A 19,733-nucleotide genomic window follows, 5' to 3' on the forward strand; every position below is an offset into this window, starting at 1 on the left:
ATGCTTAAAAACTTTTTAAATAACATTTTTTCAAAAAAAAAAAATAATCTTTCAGAAGAAATTAAAGTTAATCGAAAAACTATTTTTGGTTTTTGGATTTATATTATGAGTGATTGTATTATTTTTTCTACTATTTTTGCAGTTTACTTTGTTATGGTTCATAACGTTTCTAATGGTCCATCTGGAAAAGATTTTTTTAATTTAAAATTTGTTTTTTTAGAAACTTTTTTTTTATTATTAAGTTCTTTATGTTTCAGTATTGCAATTAATTTTGTAAAAAAATGTAATTCTTTTATGGTAATGATATTTTTATTTTTAGTATTTATATTAGGATTTTTGTTTATTACGATAGAATTTACAGAATTTCTAAATTTATTTAGAAATAATTATATTCCTAGTAGAAGTGGTTTTCTTTCATCATTTTATACTTTATTATGGTTGCATGGTTTTCATGTAATTTGTGGTTTATTTTGGATTATTTTAATGATTTTTCAAATTTATGTTTTAGGCATAGACAAAATTATTAGAACTAGAATTTTATGTTTAAGTATTTTTTGGCATTTTCTTGATATTATATGGATTTTTTTGTTCACTTTTGTATATTTATTTGGAGTAATAAAATGATTTTAAATATGAAAAAAAAAAGTTTTTTTCAAACATCAATTTTTTTTTATATATTAGTGTTTATTTTTTCTTTAATTTTATCTTTTATTCCTTTTTATATAGTAATTTATAATATTTTTTCAAAAAATTATTTATATTTTTTTATTACATTATGTTGTTTTATACAAGTTTTAATTCATATATTATTTTTTTTACATTTAGATGATTTTAATAAAAATTACTGGAATTTTTTTTCCATAATTTTTACATTAATAATTATATCTATTATTTTAACTGGATCTATATGGATTATGAGGAATATAAATCATTATGCAATGTGTTTTTAAAAAATATAATAAATTTTTTTTTTATTATTTTGAAATTATAAAACCAAGAATTATCATAGCTAATATATTTTCAGCTTTAGCTGGGTATTTTTTTACATTAAGAAAAAATATTTTTTATTATAAAATATTTTTAGCTATGATTTTAGGTTTATCTTGTATTATAGCTTGTGGATGTGTTTTAAATAATATTTTAGACATTGAAAATGACAAGAAAATGATAAGAACAAAAAATAGAGTTTTAGTAAAGAAAAATATTTCTATAAATTCTGCTTATATATTTTCTTTTTTTTTATTTTTTTGTGGAAGTTTAATATTTTTATTATTTTTAAATAAAATAGCATATATAATATCTTTATTTGGTTTATTTTTTTATGTAGTTATATATACTATTTTATTAAAAAAAAAATCTCAATATTCTACTATTTTTGGAGCAATTTCTGGATCATGTCCAATTATAATAGGATATTTTTCAATAGAAAATTATTTTAATGTTATTCCTATGATATTATTTTTAATTCATCTTATTTGGCAAATACCTCATTCATATTCAATTTATTTATTGCATTTAAAAGATTATAGAAAAGCTCAAATGCCTGTTTTTCCTATAGTAAATACATTTCAAAGAACTTTAGATCATATGTATTTTTCTGTAATAATATTAATTTTTTTTATTTTTATGTTAAATTTTATATATTTTTCTAATTATTTTTATAGTTTTATTTTTTTATTTTTAGGAATTATATGGTTATCAATAATTTTAGAAGGTTATTATTATATTTATTCTTATAAAAAAACATGGGCAAGAAAAATTTTTAAATTTTCTATTTTTTATATAATTTTGTTTAATTTTTTTATTTGTATGAATTTTTTTAAATTTTTATAAACATTTATTAGGATTTGGAATACCAGAAATTTTACTAATTTGAATTGAAGGATTATTAGGAAAAAGTTTTATTAAAGATAAACTATTAATTTTTTTTTTAGATTTTTTATTAATAGCTTGTAATAATATTCTTATAGGAGGAGATATATTAAATTTTAAATAAAAATTTCTAGCAAAATAAATTATTTTCCAATGTTTTAATGTCATTTTAATTCCTGCATTTTTTGCTATATTAATAGCGTATTTTTCGTTCCATTCATTTTTTTTTTTTTTTTTTTTTTTTATTATCATAATTTTTTAATACTTATATAAATTTTAAAAAGAATTTTTTATAGATTAAATTTATTTGTAATATTATGCAATTTTTTTAAAACGTATTTTAATCGCTATTTTATCTAAAACACCATTAATAAATTTATGACTATCTTTAGATCCAAAAATTTTAGCTATTTCTATTCCTTCATTAATAATTACTTTATAAGGAATATCTTTTCTTTTAAGAAGTTCATAAACAGACATTCTTAAAATTGATTTTTCTACTTCACTTAATCTATTTAAATTTCTTAAAATACATGGTTTTATTAAGTTATCTATTTTAATTTTATTTTTTATAATTCCTAAAAAAATTTCATTAAAATATTTAAAATCTATTTTTTTTTTATATTTTTTATAAAAAAAATTTTTTATTTGATAACTTTTATTATTAGATAATTGCCAAGAATATAATGCTTGTACAATACGTATTCTAGAATTTTTACGTAGATAAATTTTCATATTTTACTCATTATATTTATTTTTTATTTACTAGATTTTTTAAAATTAATTTTCATACATAAATCGTTTCCTATTTTAAATACTTTTCTAAAAATTATTTTTTTAGATTGAGAAATTTTTTTTATATAATTTAATAAAAAAATAGGTTTAGAGTTATTTCCTAATATAATTGGAGCACAATATATTATTAGTTCATCAATAATATTTAATGATAATAAAGAAGAAGCAAATAATGATCCTGATTCAACTAAAATATTTTTTATATTTAAAGTTCCTAAAAATTTAAATAATAAAATTAAATTTATTTTATTTTTATATGGTGGAATAATTATTTGTTTAACATGTTTTGGCCATTTTTTATTATCTGATTTTAATCTAATCAGTAAAATTTTATTTGTAATTTGAATAATTTTATGATTTTTTTGAATTCTATTTTTACTATCAATTATAATTCTTATAGGTTGTACAAAATTTTCTTTAGGAAATTTTTTTTGATCTAAGATATTCATATCTTGAACACGAACATTTAACAAAGGATTATCTTGAAGAACTGTTTTACTTGTAGTAAGTATTGCTGTATTTTGTGCACGTAATTTATGTACTTCATTTCTTGATTTTTTTGATGTAATCCATTTACTTTTTCCAGATTGAGTAGCTATTTTACCATCTAATGACATAGCTATTTTTAGATTTATCCAAGGATTCCCTGTTTTAATCCATTTAAAAAATTCTCTATTTAAGAATTTAGATTTTTTTTTTAATAATCCTATATTTACTTTTATTCCTGATTTTTTTAGTTTTTTTATACTTTTACCATTTACTTTAGGATTTGGATCTTTAGTAGAAATAAAAATTTTGTATATTCCAGAAGAAATAATTTTTTTATAACATGGACCTGTTAATCCATAATGTGCACAAGGTTCGAGTGTAACATACATTGTTGCTCCATAAGATAATTTTTTAGCCATATTTAAAGCAATAATTTCTGCATGTTCAGAACCTCTTTTTTGATGCCATCCTTGACCTACTATAATTTTATTATTTACAATAACACAACCTACTATTGGATTAGAAGAAGTAGTAAAAATTCCTTTTTTTGCTAATTTTATTGCATATTTCATATATTTCTTATGATTAATCATATATTTTTTATAAAAATTATTTATAAATAGTGAATTATTTAATCAAGTATAATTTTTTTTTTAAAAAATTTTTATTTTTGATTAATTTTTTTAATAACATTAATAATTTCTAAAGCTGATAAAGCTGCTTCAGATCCTTTATTGTTTAATTTAATTCCGCATCTTTCTAAAGTTTCATTAATATTATTAGTCATTAGTATACTTGTAATAATTGGAATTCTATTAGTAATACTGATTTTAGATAGTCCATATGTAAGAGAATTTTCTATAAATTTATTATGTCTCGTTTTTCCTTTAATAATTGTACCTAAAGTTATAATCGCATTATATTCTTTTTTATGTGCAATAATTTCTGCAGTAATAGGTATTTCATATGCACCTGGTACTTTTATTATAGTGATATCATTGGATTTTAGATTTCCAATTCTTTTTAATGTTTGAACGCAACTTTTGAGTAATCTATTATTAATAAATTCATTAAATCTTGTAGTAATAATAGCAATTTTTGATTTTTTTGTTATTAATTTAGCTTGAATAATTTTCATTTTTTCCTTTTTTAAAATTATTTAAAAAGAATAATTATTTTATATAGATATTTTTATTATATATTAAATATTTTTTTATATTTATGAAAGTATATTTATATATTTAAAAATGTTGTTTTTTAAGAATATAAATGTTATATTATTCAAATATCGCGGGATGGAGCAGTTCGGTAGCTCGTCGGGCTCATAACCCGAAGGTCGTTGGTTCAAATCCAGCTCCCGCAAAACATTTAAATTTTTAAATTTTTTATAAATCCACTTTTTCTTATAATTTTATTAGATGCTGTTTTAAAAAAAACACTTTTTTTAGAAAAAATATGTATTTTTTTTTTAGATCTAGTAATAGCTGTATAAATAATTTCTCTGCTCATAATTTTATTTATTTTTAATGGAAATATAATATTAATTTTATTAAATTCTGAACCTTGTGATTTATGAATAGTTATTGCCCATGTTGTTTTATATTTAGGTAATAAATTTATTGGAATATTTTTTATTTCTCCATTATTCATTAAAAAAAAAATCTTCATTTTTTTTTTTTTATCTAAGAGAGTAATTCCAATACTTCCATTAAATAGTTTGATATTTTTATTATTTTTTAAAATCATGATAGGTTTACCTATATACCACTTATTTTTTTTTTCAGATTTTATAAAATATTTTTTAAAAATCATTTTTTTAAATATTTTATTTATTCCTTGAACACCAAACATTCCTTTTTTCAAAATACATAAAATTCTTATTTTATTAAAATATTTTAAAATTTTTTTATATGAATATTTATTAAAAATCATTTTCCAATAATTTTTATACATTTTAAAGATTTTTTTAATCATATTTTTATATGAAAAATAAGATTTATTTATAACAGAAAATTTAATATTATTAAATTTATTATTAAAAATGTTTTTTATTTGTTTTTGTTTAAATTTTTTAATAATTTTTGAACATTGATTTATATTAGATTTTTTTTTAAATCGATATCTTTTTTTCAAAATAAAAACTTTTTTTGTAATATTTTTTTTATTTAATTTAGAAAATTTTTTTTTAATAAAATTTATTAATTTTACATATATTTCTTGATTTTTTGTTTCTTTATATATAGAAAAAATATCTTGTAAAAAAGATCCATTATTAATCGAAGGGAGTTGATTGTGGTCTCCCAAAAATATTATTTGTCCATTTTGATTAGAGCTATCGATAATCTTTTCTAACATAAAAATATCTATCATAGATGATTCATCAATAATTAATAAATCATAATGAATTTTTTTTGCACGATTAAAAAAATTATTTGTATAATAATTATTAATTTTAAATAAGTCATGTATAGTAAATGCAGAATTAGGAATATATTTTTTATATTTATTTTTTATATTTAATAAATATTTATTTTTTTTAACAGATTCAATTAATATTGAACTTGCTTTTCCTGTAGGAGAAGTTAATAGAATTTTTTTTTTTTTTGAAATTTGAATAAAGAAATAAATAATTTTAGAAATTAATTGAGTTTTTCCAGTTCCAGGAGAACCTAATATAATTGTAAATTTATTTAATAAACATAAAAGAATTGCTATTTTTTGTTCAATATGAGATTTTTTAAAAAATTTATTTTTAAGAATTATTTTCCATTGGTGTAAATTATATTCTTTAAGAGTATATTTGTATGTTAAAAATTTTAATATTTTTCGTTCAATAATCCATATTTTATTTAAATATAAATTTTTTCCATCAAGGATTAACGGAAAATTTTTATCTTTATTTCCTACTGCATCACTTTTTAATAATTCTTTTTTGATATTTTTAATATTTTTAATTTTATGAATAATTTCTTTTGAAAAAATTTTATTTTTTTTTATTTTTTTTAAAGAAAGAAAAGTATATCCTTGTCTATTTAAAAAACTTATATATGTTGCTGTAATTAATAATAATAATTCATATTTTTTTGCTATATTTTTTGCAAAATAATAATCTATTTTTTTAAATATTTTTTTTTTTATTAATTTTTTTATTAGTTTAATCATAATTTTATTTTTTTTGCTGTATAAAGAAAAAATTATTTAATTTTTTAATTAAAGAATATTTAGGTTGATAAAAAAAAATTCCATTTTCATTATTTTTATTTATTCCGCGTAAAAAAATATAGTAAATTCCTCCAAAATTTTTTTTAAATTTGTAATTTTTTAATTTTAATTTCAGAAATCTATGTAATGCAAGAGAATATAAATAATATTGAATATAGTATTTTTTTTTTATAATTTCTTTTTTTAAATATTTTTTTTGGTAAAATTGATTATTTTCACCTAAAAAATTAGATTTATAATCTATTACATAATATTTTTTATTAAATTTAAAAATTAAATCAATACTTCCAGTTAAAATTTTATTTTTTATGTTTAATTTTTTTTTAAAATTTGTATTTATATTTTTATATTTTGTATTTAATAAACTTTCAATTAAATATATATTTATATTTTTTTTTAATGGTAAAGAAAATTTGAATTCTTTGATGTAATTTTTTTTATTTAAATTATATATTTTTATTTTAAATGTATTTAAAGGTTTTAATAAAATTAAATTAATCCATTTTTTTATTATAGGTAACCATTTTTCTTTTAATTTATTTTTTTTTAAATATTTTAAGATTAAAAAATTATTTATTTTTTTAAAATTTATATTTTCAAGTATTTTATGTAAAAAAATTCCATATTTTTTTCCTTTAGGAAAAGAATATTTTGTCAATTTTGTTTTTTTATTTAAAATAATTTTATTTTCTTTTTTTTTTATTATATTTTTCTTTTTAAGAATTTCTTTACATATTTTTGTATAATTTGTATTTTCTTCTATTTTAAATGTTCTTGTAAAATAATTTTTATGTATATATTTTTTTTTTTTAACAGTTTTTTTTATATAATCTGGAATTAAATTTTTATCATGAATATTAATGTTTTTATTTAAAATAATTTTTTTTATTTCATGTGTAAATTCTTGAATATTCATCTTTTTTCCCTTTTGTAGTATATATCCTAATCCACTATGATGAAAATTTGTTTTATTACATATTTTTTTTATATTTACAAATGGACTGACACCGATACTGCAATGAAATATAGAACGAGTAATAGCAACATATAATAAACGAATTTCTTCTGATAATTTTTCTTCTTCGGCTAATTTTATTTCTTTTATTTGTTTTTTAATATTTATTAAAATATTAAATTTTTTTCTATCATGAAAAATAAGTTTTTTAGAAAATGAAAAATTTGAAATAAATGGAATCCAAATAATTGGATATTGTAATCCTTTAGATTTATATATAGTAGTTATGTTAATACAATTTTTATTATTATAAATTAATTTTTGATAATCATTTTCATAATTTTGATCATCTTGAAATATTTTTTTTTTTAGCCATTCTAATAAAAAAAATAAATTTTTTTTTAATATAGATTTTTTTTCTAAAATTTCTCCTAAATAAATTAAATTTGAAATACAGTTCTTATTTTTTTTATAAAAAAAATATTTTTCATAAAGAGTGCTTTTATAGATAATATTTTTGATAAGATTTAATATTCCTTTTTTTTTCCATATATATAAAAATTTACTAAATATATTTTTTAATTTTGATAATTTATTTTGTTTTTTTTTTAGTTGAATTAAAGTGTAAAAATTTTTTGATATAATAGAAGTAGTAATCGCTCTATTAAAATAATATTCATTAGAATAATTTAAAATAGATTGTAGTATATAAAAAATTTCTTTAATAATATTTTTTTTAAAAATAGATTTTTTATATGAAGTATAATAAGAATCAATATTCTTTTTTTTTAATTGTTTTTTCAATATTTGATATTCTTTAAAGTTTTTTACTAAAATACAAATATCTTGTATTTTTAAAATTTTTTTACTATTTTCTGTTTTTAAAATTGCTTTTTTATTTTTTATTTTTGAAATTAAATAATAAATATTTTCAGAACATTTTTTAGAAATCCAATCATTATAATGATTTATTTTTTTATCTTTATTTTCATGTAGCCAAAATGTTATTGCAGGTTGTTCTTTTTTATCAATGATAAATTTTTTTTTTGCAGAGTTTTCAGAAGATAATATAGATCTATATTTTATTTTTTTAAAAATAAAAGAGTGTTTTATTCTATTGAATAATAAATTTATACTATCTATTAATTTTTTAGAAGATCTCCAATTTTTTTTTAAAGTATATAAATTAGATATTTTAAATGTATTTTTTAAATAAAAAAAAATATCAGCTCCTCTAAAGTTATAAATAGATTGCTTAGGATCTCCTATTAATATTAAAGAAGATTTTTTTTTATTTTGATAAATTTTTTTAAAAATATCATATTGTTGATGGTCTGTATCTTGAAATTCATCAATAAATGCTATTGGAAATTTATTTTCTATAAATTTTGATAGATTTTTTTTATTTTTTAAAAATAAAAGCATAGAATGAATTAAATTATCAAAACAAAATTTTTTTTTTTTAATTTCTTTTAAAATTTTTGGTATTTTTTTAATTGCATAAATCAGAATATTTTCTTTTAAAGAAAAATTAGTTTTTAAAAATTTTTTTATGATTTTTAAAAATAAAAAATCTTTATTTTGAAATTTATGACAATTTAATTCTATTTTTTTTTTTGTAAAATGCTTTAATTCTTGTGGAAAATTATAATTTTTTGTTTTTTTTAAAGTCCATTTTGTAATTTTTTTTATCCATCTAGAAGTATTTTTATTATTATATATTCTTTTATTGAATTTTTTTTCTGAAAATTTTTTTTTTAATTTAACTTTTATTTTATTCCATTTTTTTTTAAAAATATTAATTTTTTTTATATTTTCATTATGTTTTATATAAATATTTTTAATTTTTTTTTTATTTTTAAAAAATATTTTTGATTTAATATTTAAAAATTGAATAATTTCTAATAAAAGTTGATCCGGATGTTTCCAATATTGAAAAATTATATTTGATATTTCTTTATTTAGAGAATAAAAAAATTTTCTCCAAAAAGTGTATACAGATTTTTTATATAATATTTCTTCGTGATATTTTTTTTTTATATTAGAAATATCATCATGAAAATTTTTAATTTTTAATATATATTTACAAAATCCATGAATAGTATAAATTGAGGAATTATGAATATCTATATAAGCTTTTTTTAATAATAAACTAGCTTTTTCATAATTTTTAATGTTTTTAAATAATTTTTTAAAATAAACATTTTTAGTTTTTTTAGATAAACAATCTACATAACAATGATAAATATTTTGTGATATTCTGTTTTGAATTTCTATTGTTGCGTTTTTAGTATAAGTAATAATTAAAATTTCTTTTACTAAATATTTTCTTTTAGTATTAATTCCTAATAATAAACGTAAATATAATAAAATAATTGTAAAAGTTTTACCTGTTCCTGCCGAAGCTTCAATTATTTTAATTCCTTTCAATGGAATTAAAAATATATTATTTAATATATTCATTTTTTTAATAGTAAAATTTTATATTGAATTTTTATATATTGGAAGCATCCAATATTTACATGTATAACATGTTTTTTTGATAAAATTATTGTTTAATAGTGTATAAATTTTTTTAATATATGGATCTTTTTTCTCTCCTAAAACATATTTATTTCCATTCCATGTTTCTATAATTTTTTTTTTACTGTATATAATAGTATTATTTTTTTTAGAAAGATTTTTTTTTTTTTTATCATATATATAATGAAACCAATTTAATCCTGTATTAGTTAAAATTATTGGTTTTTGTAATCCTTGAATATATCCTATAATGTATTTTAATAAATATTTTTTTGCTAGATTTTTTGGAATATTTTTAAAAGTAATTTTATTATTCATACCTATATAAGAACTGTTATATTGTCCGTCTTGAATACAATATATTAAGTGTTCTATCCATAAAGTAATTTTGTTATAATGATTTAAATTAAATGCTTTCCAACGTAATAAACCTTTTTCAGTAATATTTTTTAATTTTCCTTCAATAATGTATTTTTTTATTTTAAACTTAATATTTTTCTCTTTTAAAGACATATTCATGTTTTTAATTTTATTAAATATTTTTTTTATTTTTTTTACTTGATAATTTAAATAAGTTTTTCCTAGGTTTCCATGAGGTAAAATCCCAATAGAAAAAATTTTTTTAAATAAATTTTTAGTATCTTTTTTAAAAATCATATAATCAAGAATTTTTTTATTTAATAAATAATGATTTTTTTTATCTATATAAAAAGGTTCTTGATTATAATTATTTAATCTTTCTGTTTTATAAAAAATTTTTAATCTGTTATTAAAAAAATATTTTATAGGATTGTTCCAAAAAGATAATAAATTATTTATATATATTTTTTTTATTTTATATAACAATGGTATTTTAATATTTTTTTTAGTATTTATCTTTTTTTTATTTTTTGATAATATCCATATTGAATGAAAACTATGAAAATTATTTTTTATATTAAAATTTTCTTTTTCAAAACTATGTTCTGGATGAATAAATAATAATTTTTTTAAAAAATTATTTTTTTTATTAAGATTTTTTTTTTTAAAAAAAAAATTTTGTTGTATATATATATTAAATTGATTTAATATAATAGAATATTTTTGTGTTTTTACATCATAAATTGAATTATTTATATAACTAATAAAAATTTTTTTTTGTGTAAAATATAATAATTCTAAAAACATAAAATATTCTTTTGAATTTTGTTGATAATTATTATTTTTTTTTTGTATATATAATAAATTTTCACATGTTTGAATATTTTTTTTAGGAAATTCGTTATAATTCATTCCTAAAATATAGGTAATTTTAAATGGAATAGTTCTAAAATTTTTAAAATTAGTAAATGTTATACAATTATAATTATTTTTTTTATATTCAAAAATATTTTTTAATTTATTATTCATTTCAAATTGAATAATTTTAATTGATATTCTTTTTTTATATGAACTATGTTTAATTTGTTTAAGTATTAAATTCCATTTTTTTTGAATATATTTAATTTTCTTGTTTTGTTTTGAACTTAAATAAAAAAAATCAGTGATAATTTCTGAATATATTTTTTTCCAAGAATGAATATTTTTTTTAGTCGATAATTTTTTTTTCCATTTTTTTAAAGTTTTTATAAAAAATAATAACTTTTCTAATATTTTAAGTTCTTTTGTTTCGTTAATATTATATGGAAGAATGTTATTCCATAAAATATAATTTTTTACTCCATATCCTATAATAATTTTTTTAATACCTTCATGCCAAGTATTTTGATTAATAGGTAAATGATTTATTTTTTTTTTATGATTTTTATCAATTCCCCATCTAATATTTGTATCTTTAACCCATTTTTTTATTATTTTTAATTCTTTTTTATCAATTAAAAATTTTTTAGAAATAAAAGAAAAATTTAATATATTTAAAATTTTTTCGCTTTTAAATTTATTTTCTGGAAGTTCTAAAATTTTATTTAAAATATATAAAATTTTACTGTTATAAAATTTTTTTTTATAAATATTAAACGGAATTTTATTTTTTTGATTTTCTGAAATAAAAACTGACTTAATAAATGGAATATAATTTTCAATATTTTGTGTTTTAATAATAATATCTTTCGGTTCAATATTTTTATTTTTATTTAAAATATATGATATATTATCATATAAAACTTCTATTTCTCGTAAATAACTACAACATTCATGAATTGAAATTGAATTATCACATTTTAAAAATTTTTTTTTTTTTAGAATATTGTATATATGTATATTTTTAATTGTATTTTGAATATTTTCCAACAAAGTTTTATTTTTATTTAGAATATATTTTTGTTTAATATTTTTTGTTAAAGTAAAAATATACTTAATTTGTTTAAAATGATCTTTATACCAATGTGAGATAAAAGAACTTGAATAATTGTATTTTTTTTTTGTTATATTTTTTAAATTTTTAAATGGAGTACATATAAATAAATAAATCTTTGTAAGATTACTAATTTTTTTTAAAATTTTTAAATATGTATATGGATAACTACATGGATTTAGCAAGAATATTTGATTAGTTAAATTTATAGATTGAGTATTTTTATTTAAACTTTTAATTAAATCTGACATATGATATATATTTTTTTTTTTAGTATAAAATATATTTTTCCAGATTTTTTTTTGTATTTTATACAAAATATAATTCTTTTTAAATATTTTAGATTTTTGATTGTTCCAATTTAAAATCCAGTTTGGATGATGAATAGAGTATTCATATAAAATTTTAGATAATTTTTTAAAATATTTAAATTTAATTAAATCTGAATCTGTTTTATTAAATGAAAAATATTTTGTATATTTTGAAGATAAATTCATTAATTTCCATAAAATATATTCTTGATCAGCAAAAATTTTTTTATTAAATATTTTTTTTTTTAAAATACAAAATATAAATTTTCTAATTGAAATATAAGAAATATTACTATCTATTCCGAGAATTTTTGATATTTTATTTTTAATAAAAGTAATCATTGTTTTATTTTCTACAATAATTATTTCTTTTAAAAATACGTTTTGGTTACTTTTTATAAAATTACATATTTTTTTTATTAAATAATTTAAATTATTAGAAGTATAAGTTTTAATCATAATTTTTAAATTTATTTTAAGTAATTAAATTTAATTATTTGAACATTAAATAATTTTATAATTTAATTACTTTTTTATTATTTTGTATTTTTTGTATGTTTGGTGTTGATGTTTTTAGATTTTATAGATTTAAAAAAATGATTTGAACATGCAATTTGAATATTATTTTTATCTAACGCTTTTTTGAATTTATACATAAGATCCCAATATACTGTTTGTAATTCTATTGTTTTACTCCAACATCGAACAACAAAATTTAAAGAATTTGGAGATAATTCATGTAATCCAATTAATATATCTTGATTATGTATGACACGATCTTCTTTATTAACAACTTTTTTTAATACTGAAATTACTAATTTGATATCAGAATTATGAGCAACATGTATAAAAAATTCATTTCTTCTAATAGCAGCTCTAGAATAATTTACAATTTCTCCAGATATTATTCTGTTATTAGGAACAACAGCTATTTTACCATCTATTGTACGTAAAATTGTATAGAATATATCTATATTTAACACTGTTCCTGATATTTTTTCTAAACTAACATATTCTCCTAATTTAAAAGGTCTAAAAATTTTTAATAAAATTCCAGCAGTAAAATTCGATATATTTCCTTGTAGAGTTAATCCTGTAGCCATTCCTAATGTTCCAAGAATTGCAATAAAAAATGTTGGTTGAACATTACTTATATGAACTAATGAAAGCACTATTGCAAGAATTATAAGTATGTATATCAACATGTTTTCGAATCCAATAAAAATTATATTTATTAAATAAATGAAATATTTTTAAAAATTTCAATTATGATAAATAAAGTTATAGTTTTATAAAATAAAATTTTTTTATTAATTTTATTTTACTGATTTTTTTTTTATAATAAACAATTTTATACTTTTTTGTAAAATATTAATGTAATTTTATATAACATAAGTTTTCATAGATTTATATTAATAATTATAAATTATAATATTTTTTATAATATATTTTTTGCGTTTAAATTTTTAAAAATTTTTTGTAATTTTAAATAAGTATTATTTTGTGATTGTTTTATCCAAGTTCTTGGATCATAATATTTTTTATTTGGTTTATTTATTCCTTCAGGATTTCCTAATTGACTTTGTAAATAGTTTTTATATTTTTTATAAAATTTTAATATACCTTCCCATGAAAACCATTGTATATCAGTATCAAAATTTATTTTTACTACTCCATATTTAATAGATTTATGAATATCTGATAAAGATGATCCAGAACCTCCGTGAAAAACAAAATTTAAAGGATTAATTTTAGATATATTATTTTTTTTTTGTACATATATTTGAGATTTCTTTAATATTTTAGGTTTTAAATCTATATTTCCTTTTTTATATACTCCGTGAACATTTCCAAAAGACGCTGCAATAGAAAAAAGTGAACTAATTTTAGAAAGTTTTGTATATGCATAATTTACTTCTTTAGGTTTTGTATATAAGTATTTTTTTTCTAAATTAGTATTGTCAATTCCATCTTCTTCTCCTCCAGTACAACCAAGTTCTATTTCTAAAAGCATATTTATTTTATTCATTTTTTGTAAATATTTAGAACATATTTTAATATTATGTTTTAATGGTTCGTTTGATAAATCTAACATGTGAGAAGAAAACAAAGGACGTTTATTTTCTTTAAAAAATTTTTTTCCAAATTTAATTAAACCTTTAATCCATGGTAATAATTCTTTATTACAATGATCAGTATGTATTATAATTGGAATATTATAATATTTTGACATTAAATGAATGTGTTGTGCTCCTGATATAGCTCCATCTATTGCTTCTTTAAATGATTTTTTGTGAGTATTATCTTTTCCAGAAAGAAATAAAGATCCTCCATATGAAAATTGTATAATAACAGGAGATTTCATATAATGAGCTGTTTTTAATACTGTATTAATAGAGTCAGTATTAATACAATTAATAGAAGGTATAGCATAATTATTTTTTTTCGCTAATTCAAAAATTTTTTTAGTTTCAAATCCATTTAAAACTCCTGTAAGTATTTCTTTTTTAATTTGATTCATATAGTTTTATAATTTCCTATTTTTATATTAGTTTTGTATATATTTTTTTTTTAACATTTGAAGAGATGGTAATTTTTTTCCTTCTATAAATTCTAAAAAAGCTCCTCCTCCGGTAGAAATATATGAAATTTTTTTTTTGATATTAAACATTTCTATAACAGCTAATGTATCTCCTCCCCCAGCTAAAGAAAAAGCGTTTTTATTATTTGCAATAGCATAAGAAATTTTTTCTGTTCCTAAACGAAATTTTTTAGATTCAAATACTCCTACAGGACCATTCCAAATAATAGTTCTAGCTTTCTTTATAATTTTAATTATTTTTATAATACTTTTGTCACCTATATCCATAATTTCTTCATTATCAGAAATTAAATTAGAATTTTTCATTGAATATATTTTTTTTGTATTACATATATTTAGTGTTCTTGAATCAATTGGTATTAAAATATTATATTTTTTTATAAGTTTTTTAGCTAATTTAATAAAATCTTTTTCATAAATAGATTTACCAATATTGTTTTTAATTGCTAAAAAAGTATTTGCTATACCTCCTCCTACTATTGTGGTATCTGATATCTTTGCTAGTTTTTTTAAAATATTAAATTTTGTAGATATTTTTGATCCTCCTAATATTGTTATTAAAGGTCTTTGAGGTTTTTTTATAGATTTTTGTAAAGATTTAATTTCAGAAATAAGTAATGGTCCTGCGCATGAAATTTTTGCAAACATACCTACTCCATAAGTAGATGCTTCCATTCTATGCGAAGTTCCGAATGCATCCATGACAAAAATATCACATAAAGAAGCATATTTTTTTGATAATTTTATATCATTTTCTTTTTCACCTATATTAAATCTAACATTTTCAAATATTATAATTTCTCCATAATTAATTTTTATTTTATCATTTAAATTTTTTGCAAAATAAATATTAGTATTTTTTATTTTTGTTTGTAAATATTTAAATATTGGAAATAATGAATATTTTTTTTGGAATTTATTTTCTGTAGGTCGTCCTAAATGAGATAAAATCATAATTTTTGATTTATTTTTTAAAGCTAATTTTATTGTAGGTAAAGATGCTTGAATACGAGCATATGATGTAATTTTATTATTTTGCATAGGAACATTTAAATCTAATCTAATTAATATTTTTTTTTTTTGAATATTAATTTTAGTCATTTCATTTATTTTCATATTTTATTCTCAAAAATTTTTATAATTTATTAAAATAAATAAAGAGTTTTATATTTGATATATTTTATTTTAATAATATAAATTATTTTTTTCAGAAATAATTTTATTTATTAAAATTTTATATTTATTAAATATTTAAAAATTTTTTATTTTTTTTAACATGAAATTTATTTTTTATTATTTGAAAAATATATTTATTTAATATTATTTTAAATTTTAAAAAATTAATTCTTTAACCATATTTTAATACCGTTGAGAAACATTTGCGTTGATAACATAATTAATATTAATCCCATTAATTTTTCTAAAACATTAACTACTTTTTTTCCAAAAATATTTAGAAATGCATCAGACATTAATAATGTAAGTAATGTTATACTCCAAGCAATAAATAAAGAAATAATTAAATAGTTTATATTTTTTGCATATTGATGAGATAATAACATTAAAGTAGCTAAAACAGAAGGTCCAGCTACTAAAGGTACTGCTAAAGGTACTAAAAATGGTTCTTCATGTATAACTTGTGTTTCTTTTTTTTGTATGTTATCTGGAAAAATCATTTTTATAGCAATAAAAAATAATATTATTCCTCCAGAAATAGATACAGTTTCTGTTTTTAAATTTAAAAAATTTAAAATATTTTCACCAGAAAATAAAAAAAGTATCATAATAAATAGAGCAATACACATTTCTCTAATTAATATTAAACGACGTTGTTTTGAATTAAAATTTTTTAAAACAGTCATAAATACAGGTAGATTACCTAATGGATCCATAATTAAAATGAGTAATATAGTAATAGAAATTATTGTTTGCATTATTTGTCTCCATTTTTAAAAATTTTTTTAAAATAGGTTATAATAAATATTATTAATTATATATTATTAATTTGTTTAAAATAATTTTATTTTTAAAAATTTTATATATAAAAATATTTTTAAAATATTATTTTATATATAATATTGTAAAATTAATTTTTTAAATATTTTATTTTTTAAAAATTCTAAGAGGTGATTATTTTTAAAAATTTTATTTAAAATTTTTAATATTTAATCTTTAATTAATATTATGAAAAAAAAAGTTGGATTTATTGGTTGGAGAGGAATGGTAGGTTCTGTTTTATTAAAAAGAATGTTAGAAGAAAAAGATTTTTTATACATTAAATCAATTTTTTTTTCTACATCTCAGATTGGTGAAAAAAATCCTAAATTTAGTAATTTTTTTTTTCCTGGATTTTTAAAAGATGCTTATAATATAGAAGAATTAAAAAAATTAGATATTATTATAACATGTCAAGGTAGTTTATATACTCAAAAAGTTTTTCCAATTCTTCGAGCTTCTGGATGGTCAGGATATTGGATAGATGCAGCAGCAGATTTAAGAATGAATAAAGATTCTTTAATTGTTTTAGATCCAATTAATCATTTTCATATAAAAAATGCTATTCGTAGTGGAATTAAAACTTTTATTGGTGGAAATTGTACAGTGAGTTTAATGATGTTAGCTTTAGGTGGTTTATTTCGAAAAAATTTAATTGAATGGATTTCTTTTTCTACTTATCAAGCTGCTTCTGGAGCTGGATCTAAATATATTAAAGAATTATTAAAACAAATGAATTTTTTAAATCAATATTTGTCAAAAAAATCTACATTTGCGCAATCTATTCTTAAGATAGAAAAAAATGTTACTAATATTATAAAAGATTCTAATTTTCCAAAAAAAAATTTTCTTATACCTTTAATTTTAAATTTAATTCCATGGATTGATTCTAACATGTCGAATGGACAAAGTAAGGAAGAATGGAAAATGGAATCAGAAACTAATAAAATTTTGTCATATCAAAAAAATAAGAGAATTTTAGTTGATGGAACATGTATTAGAGTAAGTTCTTTACGTTGTCATAGTCAATCTTTTGTTATAAAGTTAAAGAAAAATATTGATTTAAATAGAATAGAAGAAATATTATCAAATGATAATAAATGGGTTCAAGTAATTCCAAATAATAAAGAATCTACTTTAAATGAATTAACTCCTTTATCTGTTACTGGAACTTTAAAAATTCCAATAGGAAGATTAAGAAAATTAAGTATTGGACCAAAATATTTATCTGCTTTTACTGTAGGAGATCAGTTATTATGGGGAGCAGCTGAACCATTAAGAAGAATGCTAAAATTTTTAATTTAATAAAATTTTTAAAGTTTATATATTTATTTTTTTTTTAAAAAATATGAATAAGGAATTTTTGAAACATTAGATTTTATTAAAATATAGTTTAAAAAGTTACATAGAATAGGTATTTCTCTTTTTGTGGTTATATCATCTGTAATAATTATAATTAAATCTCCGATTTTTAATGATCGGAGTTTTTTTTTTAAAAAAAGCATTGTATCAGGACATCTTAGTCCTATTAAATTTAATATATTTTTTTTTTTCATTTTTTTTTTTTTTTTTTTTTTTGTTTTTACATAATTTAATCAAAATTTTTTATATTAATTTATTTTTAATTAAAAAATAAAGAAATTTCTTTTAAAATCATCCATATTGATTGTTCTTTAATTTTTTTAATTGATATTTCAATCCTTATTAAAGATCTAATAATTTTTAAAAAGTTCTTATAACTATTATTTTGACTAGCATAAATATAAACTTGTTGTGTATTTTTCCAGATTCTGTTTTTATTTAGAAATATTTTTTTTTCAATATTATTTTTTTTTTTTATTAAAATTAATATAATTATTTGATTTTCTAAATATCTTACTAAACTTAAAGGAGAAAATTTTTTTTTATATAAATTATTTAATATAGATAAAGATTTTTTATATTCTCCTAAAAATAAATAATAAATCCATTGAAATATTGTATATGTTTTTTCTGTAAAAATTATTTTTTTTATATCATTAATAGTAATTTTTTTGTTTGGAAAAACTAATGAAATTATATCTAAGTTTTGATGTAATAGTTCAATATTTGAATAATAATTTTTATATAAAAAAAATTTCGCTTGATTAGTAATTAAATTATTGTCTAGATATTCTTCAATCCAAATTAAAAATTCTTCTTTATTTAATTCAAAACATGGAATTAAAGTAAAGTTATTTAAAAAAAATTTATCTAGATTTTTATTAATAATATTTTTATAATTTTTTTCATTTAAAATTAATAAAATAATATTATCTTTAAATAAAAGATTATTTTTTTTAAATTTTTCTATAATTTTTTTTTGTATTTTATTAGTAAATATTTTTAATATAATTATTTTTTTTTTAAATAAGAAACTTTTTTTTTTACATTCATAAAAAAAGTTTTCCCAATTTTTTTCATTTTTTATTTCAATATTTTTATAATTTATAATATTAATTTTATTAAATTTTTTTAAAATTATTTCTTGATATTTTTGTATAAGAATGTTTTTAGTGCCATAAATTATATAATTATATTTTTTCTTTTTATAAATATTTTTTATTATATTTTTTAATTTTATATGATTCATTGAATATACATGTATTACTTATTTTA

General features: G+C 16.6%; 17 protein-coding genes and 1 tRNA gene. 5 read left to right on the forward strand and 13 right to left on the reverse strand.

Going from position 1 to position 19,733, the window contains the following annotated elements; genetic code table 11:
* From LDP12_RS00875 to cyoE, 3 genes are read left to right on the forward strand one after another with little or no spacing between them, the layout of a single operon-like run.
* Entirely contained in the window at positions 1–624 is a 624-nt protein-coding gene (locus tag LDP12_RS00875; protein WP_265226494.1) for a cytochrome c oxidase subunit 3, read from the forward strand.
* Positions 621–950: a cytochrome o ubiquinol oxidase subunit IV gene (gene cyoD, locus LDP12_RS00880; protein WP_265226495.1), complete on the forward strand. Its 330-nt coding sequence runs from the start codon at positions 621–623 to the stop codon at positions 948–950. The genes LDP12_RS00875 and cyoD overlap by 4 nt, the downstream gene beginning before the upstream one ends.
* Positions 934–1,833: a heme o synthase gene (gene cyoE / locus LDP12_RS00885; protein ID WP_265226496.1), complete on the forward strand. Its 900-nt coding sequence runs from the start codon at positions 934–936 to the stop codon at positions 1,831–1,833. The genes cyoD and cyoE overlap by 17 nt, the downstream gene beginning before the upstream one ends.
* Here the strand turns inward: cyoE and LDP12_RS00890 are convergent.
* From LDP12_RS00890 to ribH, 4 genes are all read right to left on the reverse strand, one after another.
* Positions 1,828–2,124 carry a TusE/DsrC/DsvC family sulfur relay protein gene (locus tag LDP12_RS00890; protein WP_265226497.1) on the reverse strand — a complete coding sequence of 99 codons (297 nt, stop codon included), beginning with the start codon at positions 2,122–2,124 and terminating at the stop codon, positions 1,828–1,830. The genes cyoE and LDP12_RS00890 overlap by 6 nt on opposite strands.
* 63 nt (positions 2,125–2,187) lie before the next feature.
* On the reverse strand, positions 2,188–2,607 hold the full coding sequence (nusB, locus tag LDP12_RS00895; RefSeq protein ID WP_265226498.1) for a transcription antitermination factor NusB: 420 nt from the start codon (positions 2,605–2,607) through the stop codon (positions 2,188–2,190).
* Positions 2,608–2,630: 23 nt separating this feature from the next.
* The gene (gene ribD, locus LDP12_RS00900; protein ID WP_265226499.1) at positions 2,631–3,749 is read right to left on the reverse strand and encodes a bifunctional diaminohydroxyphosphoribosylaminopyrimidine deaminase/5-amino-6-(5-phosphoribosylamino)uracil reductase RibD; all 1,119 of its coding nucleotides are present in this window, start codon (positions 3,747–3,749) and stop codon (positions 2,631–2,633) included.
* Between the two features lie 71 nt (positions 3,750–3,820).
* On the reverse strand, positions 3,821–4,294 hold the full coding sequence (ribH, locus tag LDP12_RS00905; protein ID WP_265226500.1) for a 6,7-dimethyl-8-ribityllumazine synthase: 474 nt from the start codon (positions 4,292–4,294) through the stop codon (positions 3,821–3,823).
* A 151-nt stretch (positions 4,295–4,445) separates the two neighbouring features.
* Here ribH and LDP12_RS00910 point away from each other — a divergent pair.
* Positions 4,446–4,519 (forward strand) — tRNA-Met (locus LDP12_RS00910).
* 5 nt (positions 4,520–4,524) lie between these two features.
* Here the strand turns inward: LDP12_RS00910 and recD are convergent.
* The 7 genes from recD to LDP12_RS00945 form a co-directional block, all read right to left on the reverse strand.
* The gene (gene recD, locus LDP12_RS00915; protein WP_265226501.1) at positions 4,525–6,318 is read right to left on the reverse strand and encodes an exodeoxyribonuclease V subunit alpha; all 1,794 of its coding nucleotides are present in this window, start codon (positions 6,316–6,318) and stop codon (positions 4,525–4,527) included.
* 4 nt (positions 6,319–6,322) lie between these two features.
* Positions 6,323–9,796 carry an exodeoxyribonuclease V subunit beta gene (gene recB / locus LDP12_RS00920; RefSeq protein WP_265226502.1) on the reverse strand — a complete coding sequence of 1,158 codons (3,474 nt, stop codon included), beginning with the start codon at positions 9,794–9,796 and terminating at the stop codon, positions 6,323–6,325.
* A gap of 18 nt (positions 9,797–9,814) precedes the next feature.
* A complete protein-coding gene (locus LDP12_RS00925; RefSeq protein WP_265226503.1) occupies positions 9,815–12,958 on the reverse strand; it encodes an exodeoxyribonuclease V subunit gamma in 3,144 nt (1,047 codons plus the stop codon).
* A 77-nt stretch (positions 12,959–13,035) separates the two neighbouring features.
* Positions 13,036–13,704: a mechanosensitive ion channel domain-containing protein gene (locus tag LDP12_RS00930; protein ID WP_265226504.1), complete on the reverse strand. Its 669-nt coding sequence runs from the start codon at positions 13,702–13,704 to the stop codon at positions 13,036–13,038.
* A 233-nt stretch (positions 13,705–13,937) separates the two neighbouring features.
* Complete coding sequence (gene fbaA, locus LDP12_RS00935; RefSeq protein WP_265226505.1) at positions 13,938–15,020, reverse strand: class II fructose-bisphosphate aldolase; 1,083 nt, start codon at positions 15,018–15,020, stop codon at positions 13,938–13,940.
* Positions 15,021–15,047: 27 nt separating this feature from the next.
* The gene (locus tag LDP12_RS00940; RefSeq protein WP_265226506.1) at positions 15,048–16,217 is read right to left on the reverse strand and encodes a phosphoglycerate kinase; all 1,170 of its coding nucleotides are present in this window, start codon (positions 16,215–16,217) and stop codon (positions 15,048–15,050) included.
* Between the two features lie 224 nt (positions 16,218–16,441).
* Positions 16,442–17,035, reverse strand: a complete 594-nt coding sequence (locus tag LDP12_RS00945) for a YhgN family NAAT transporter (RefSeq protein WP_265226507.1) — start codon at positions 17,033–17,035, stop codon at positions 16,442–16,444.
* A 250-nt stretch (positions 17,036–17,285) separates the two neighbouring features.
* On the opposite strand from LDP12_RS00945, the gene asd reads away from it, so the two are divergent.
* On the forward strand, positions 17,286–18,401 hold the full coding sequence (gene asd, locus LDP12_RS00950) for an aspartate-semialdehyde dehydrogenase (protein ID WP_265226508.1): 1,116 nt from the start codon (positions 17,286–17,288) through the stop codon (positions 18,399–18,401).
* A 23-nt stretch (positions 18,402–18,424) separates the two neighbouring features.
* Here the strand turns inward: asd and LDP12_RS00955 are convergent, their stop codons facing one another.
* On the reverse strand, positions 18,425–18,652 hold the full coding sequence (locus LDP12_RS00955; RefSeq protein WP_265226509.1) for a sulfurtransferase TusA family protein: 228 nt from the start codon (positions 18,650–18,652) through the stop codon (positions 18,425–18,427).
* A 65-nt stretch (positions 18,653–18,717) separates the two neighbouring features.
* The gene (gene holA / locus LDP12_RS00960) at positions 18,718–19,707 is read right to left on the reverse strand and encodes a DNA polymerase III subunit delta (protein ID WP_265226510.1); all 990 of its coding nucleotides are present in this window, start codon (positions 19,705–19,707) and stop codon (positions 18,718–18,720) included.
* Between the last annotated feature and the right edge of the window lie 26 nt (positions 19,708–19,733).

This window comes from Buchnera aphidicola (Chaitophorus viminalis) (genome assembly GCF_026122795.1).
Taxonomy (GTDB): Bacteria; Pseudomonadota; Gammaproteobacteria; order Enterobacterales; family Enterobacteriaceae; genus Buchnera_J; species Buchnera_J aphidicola_BK.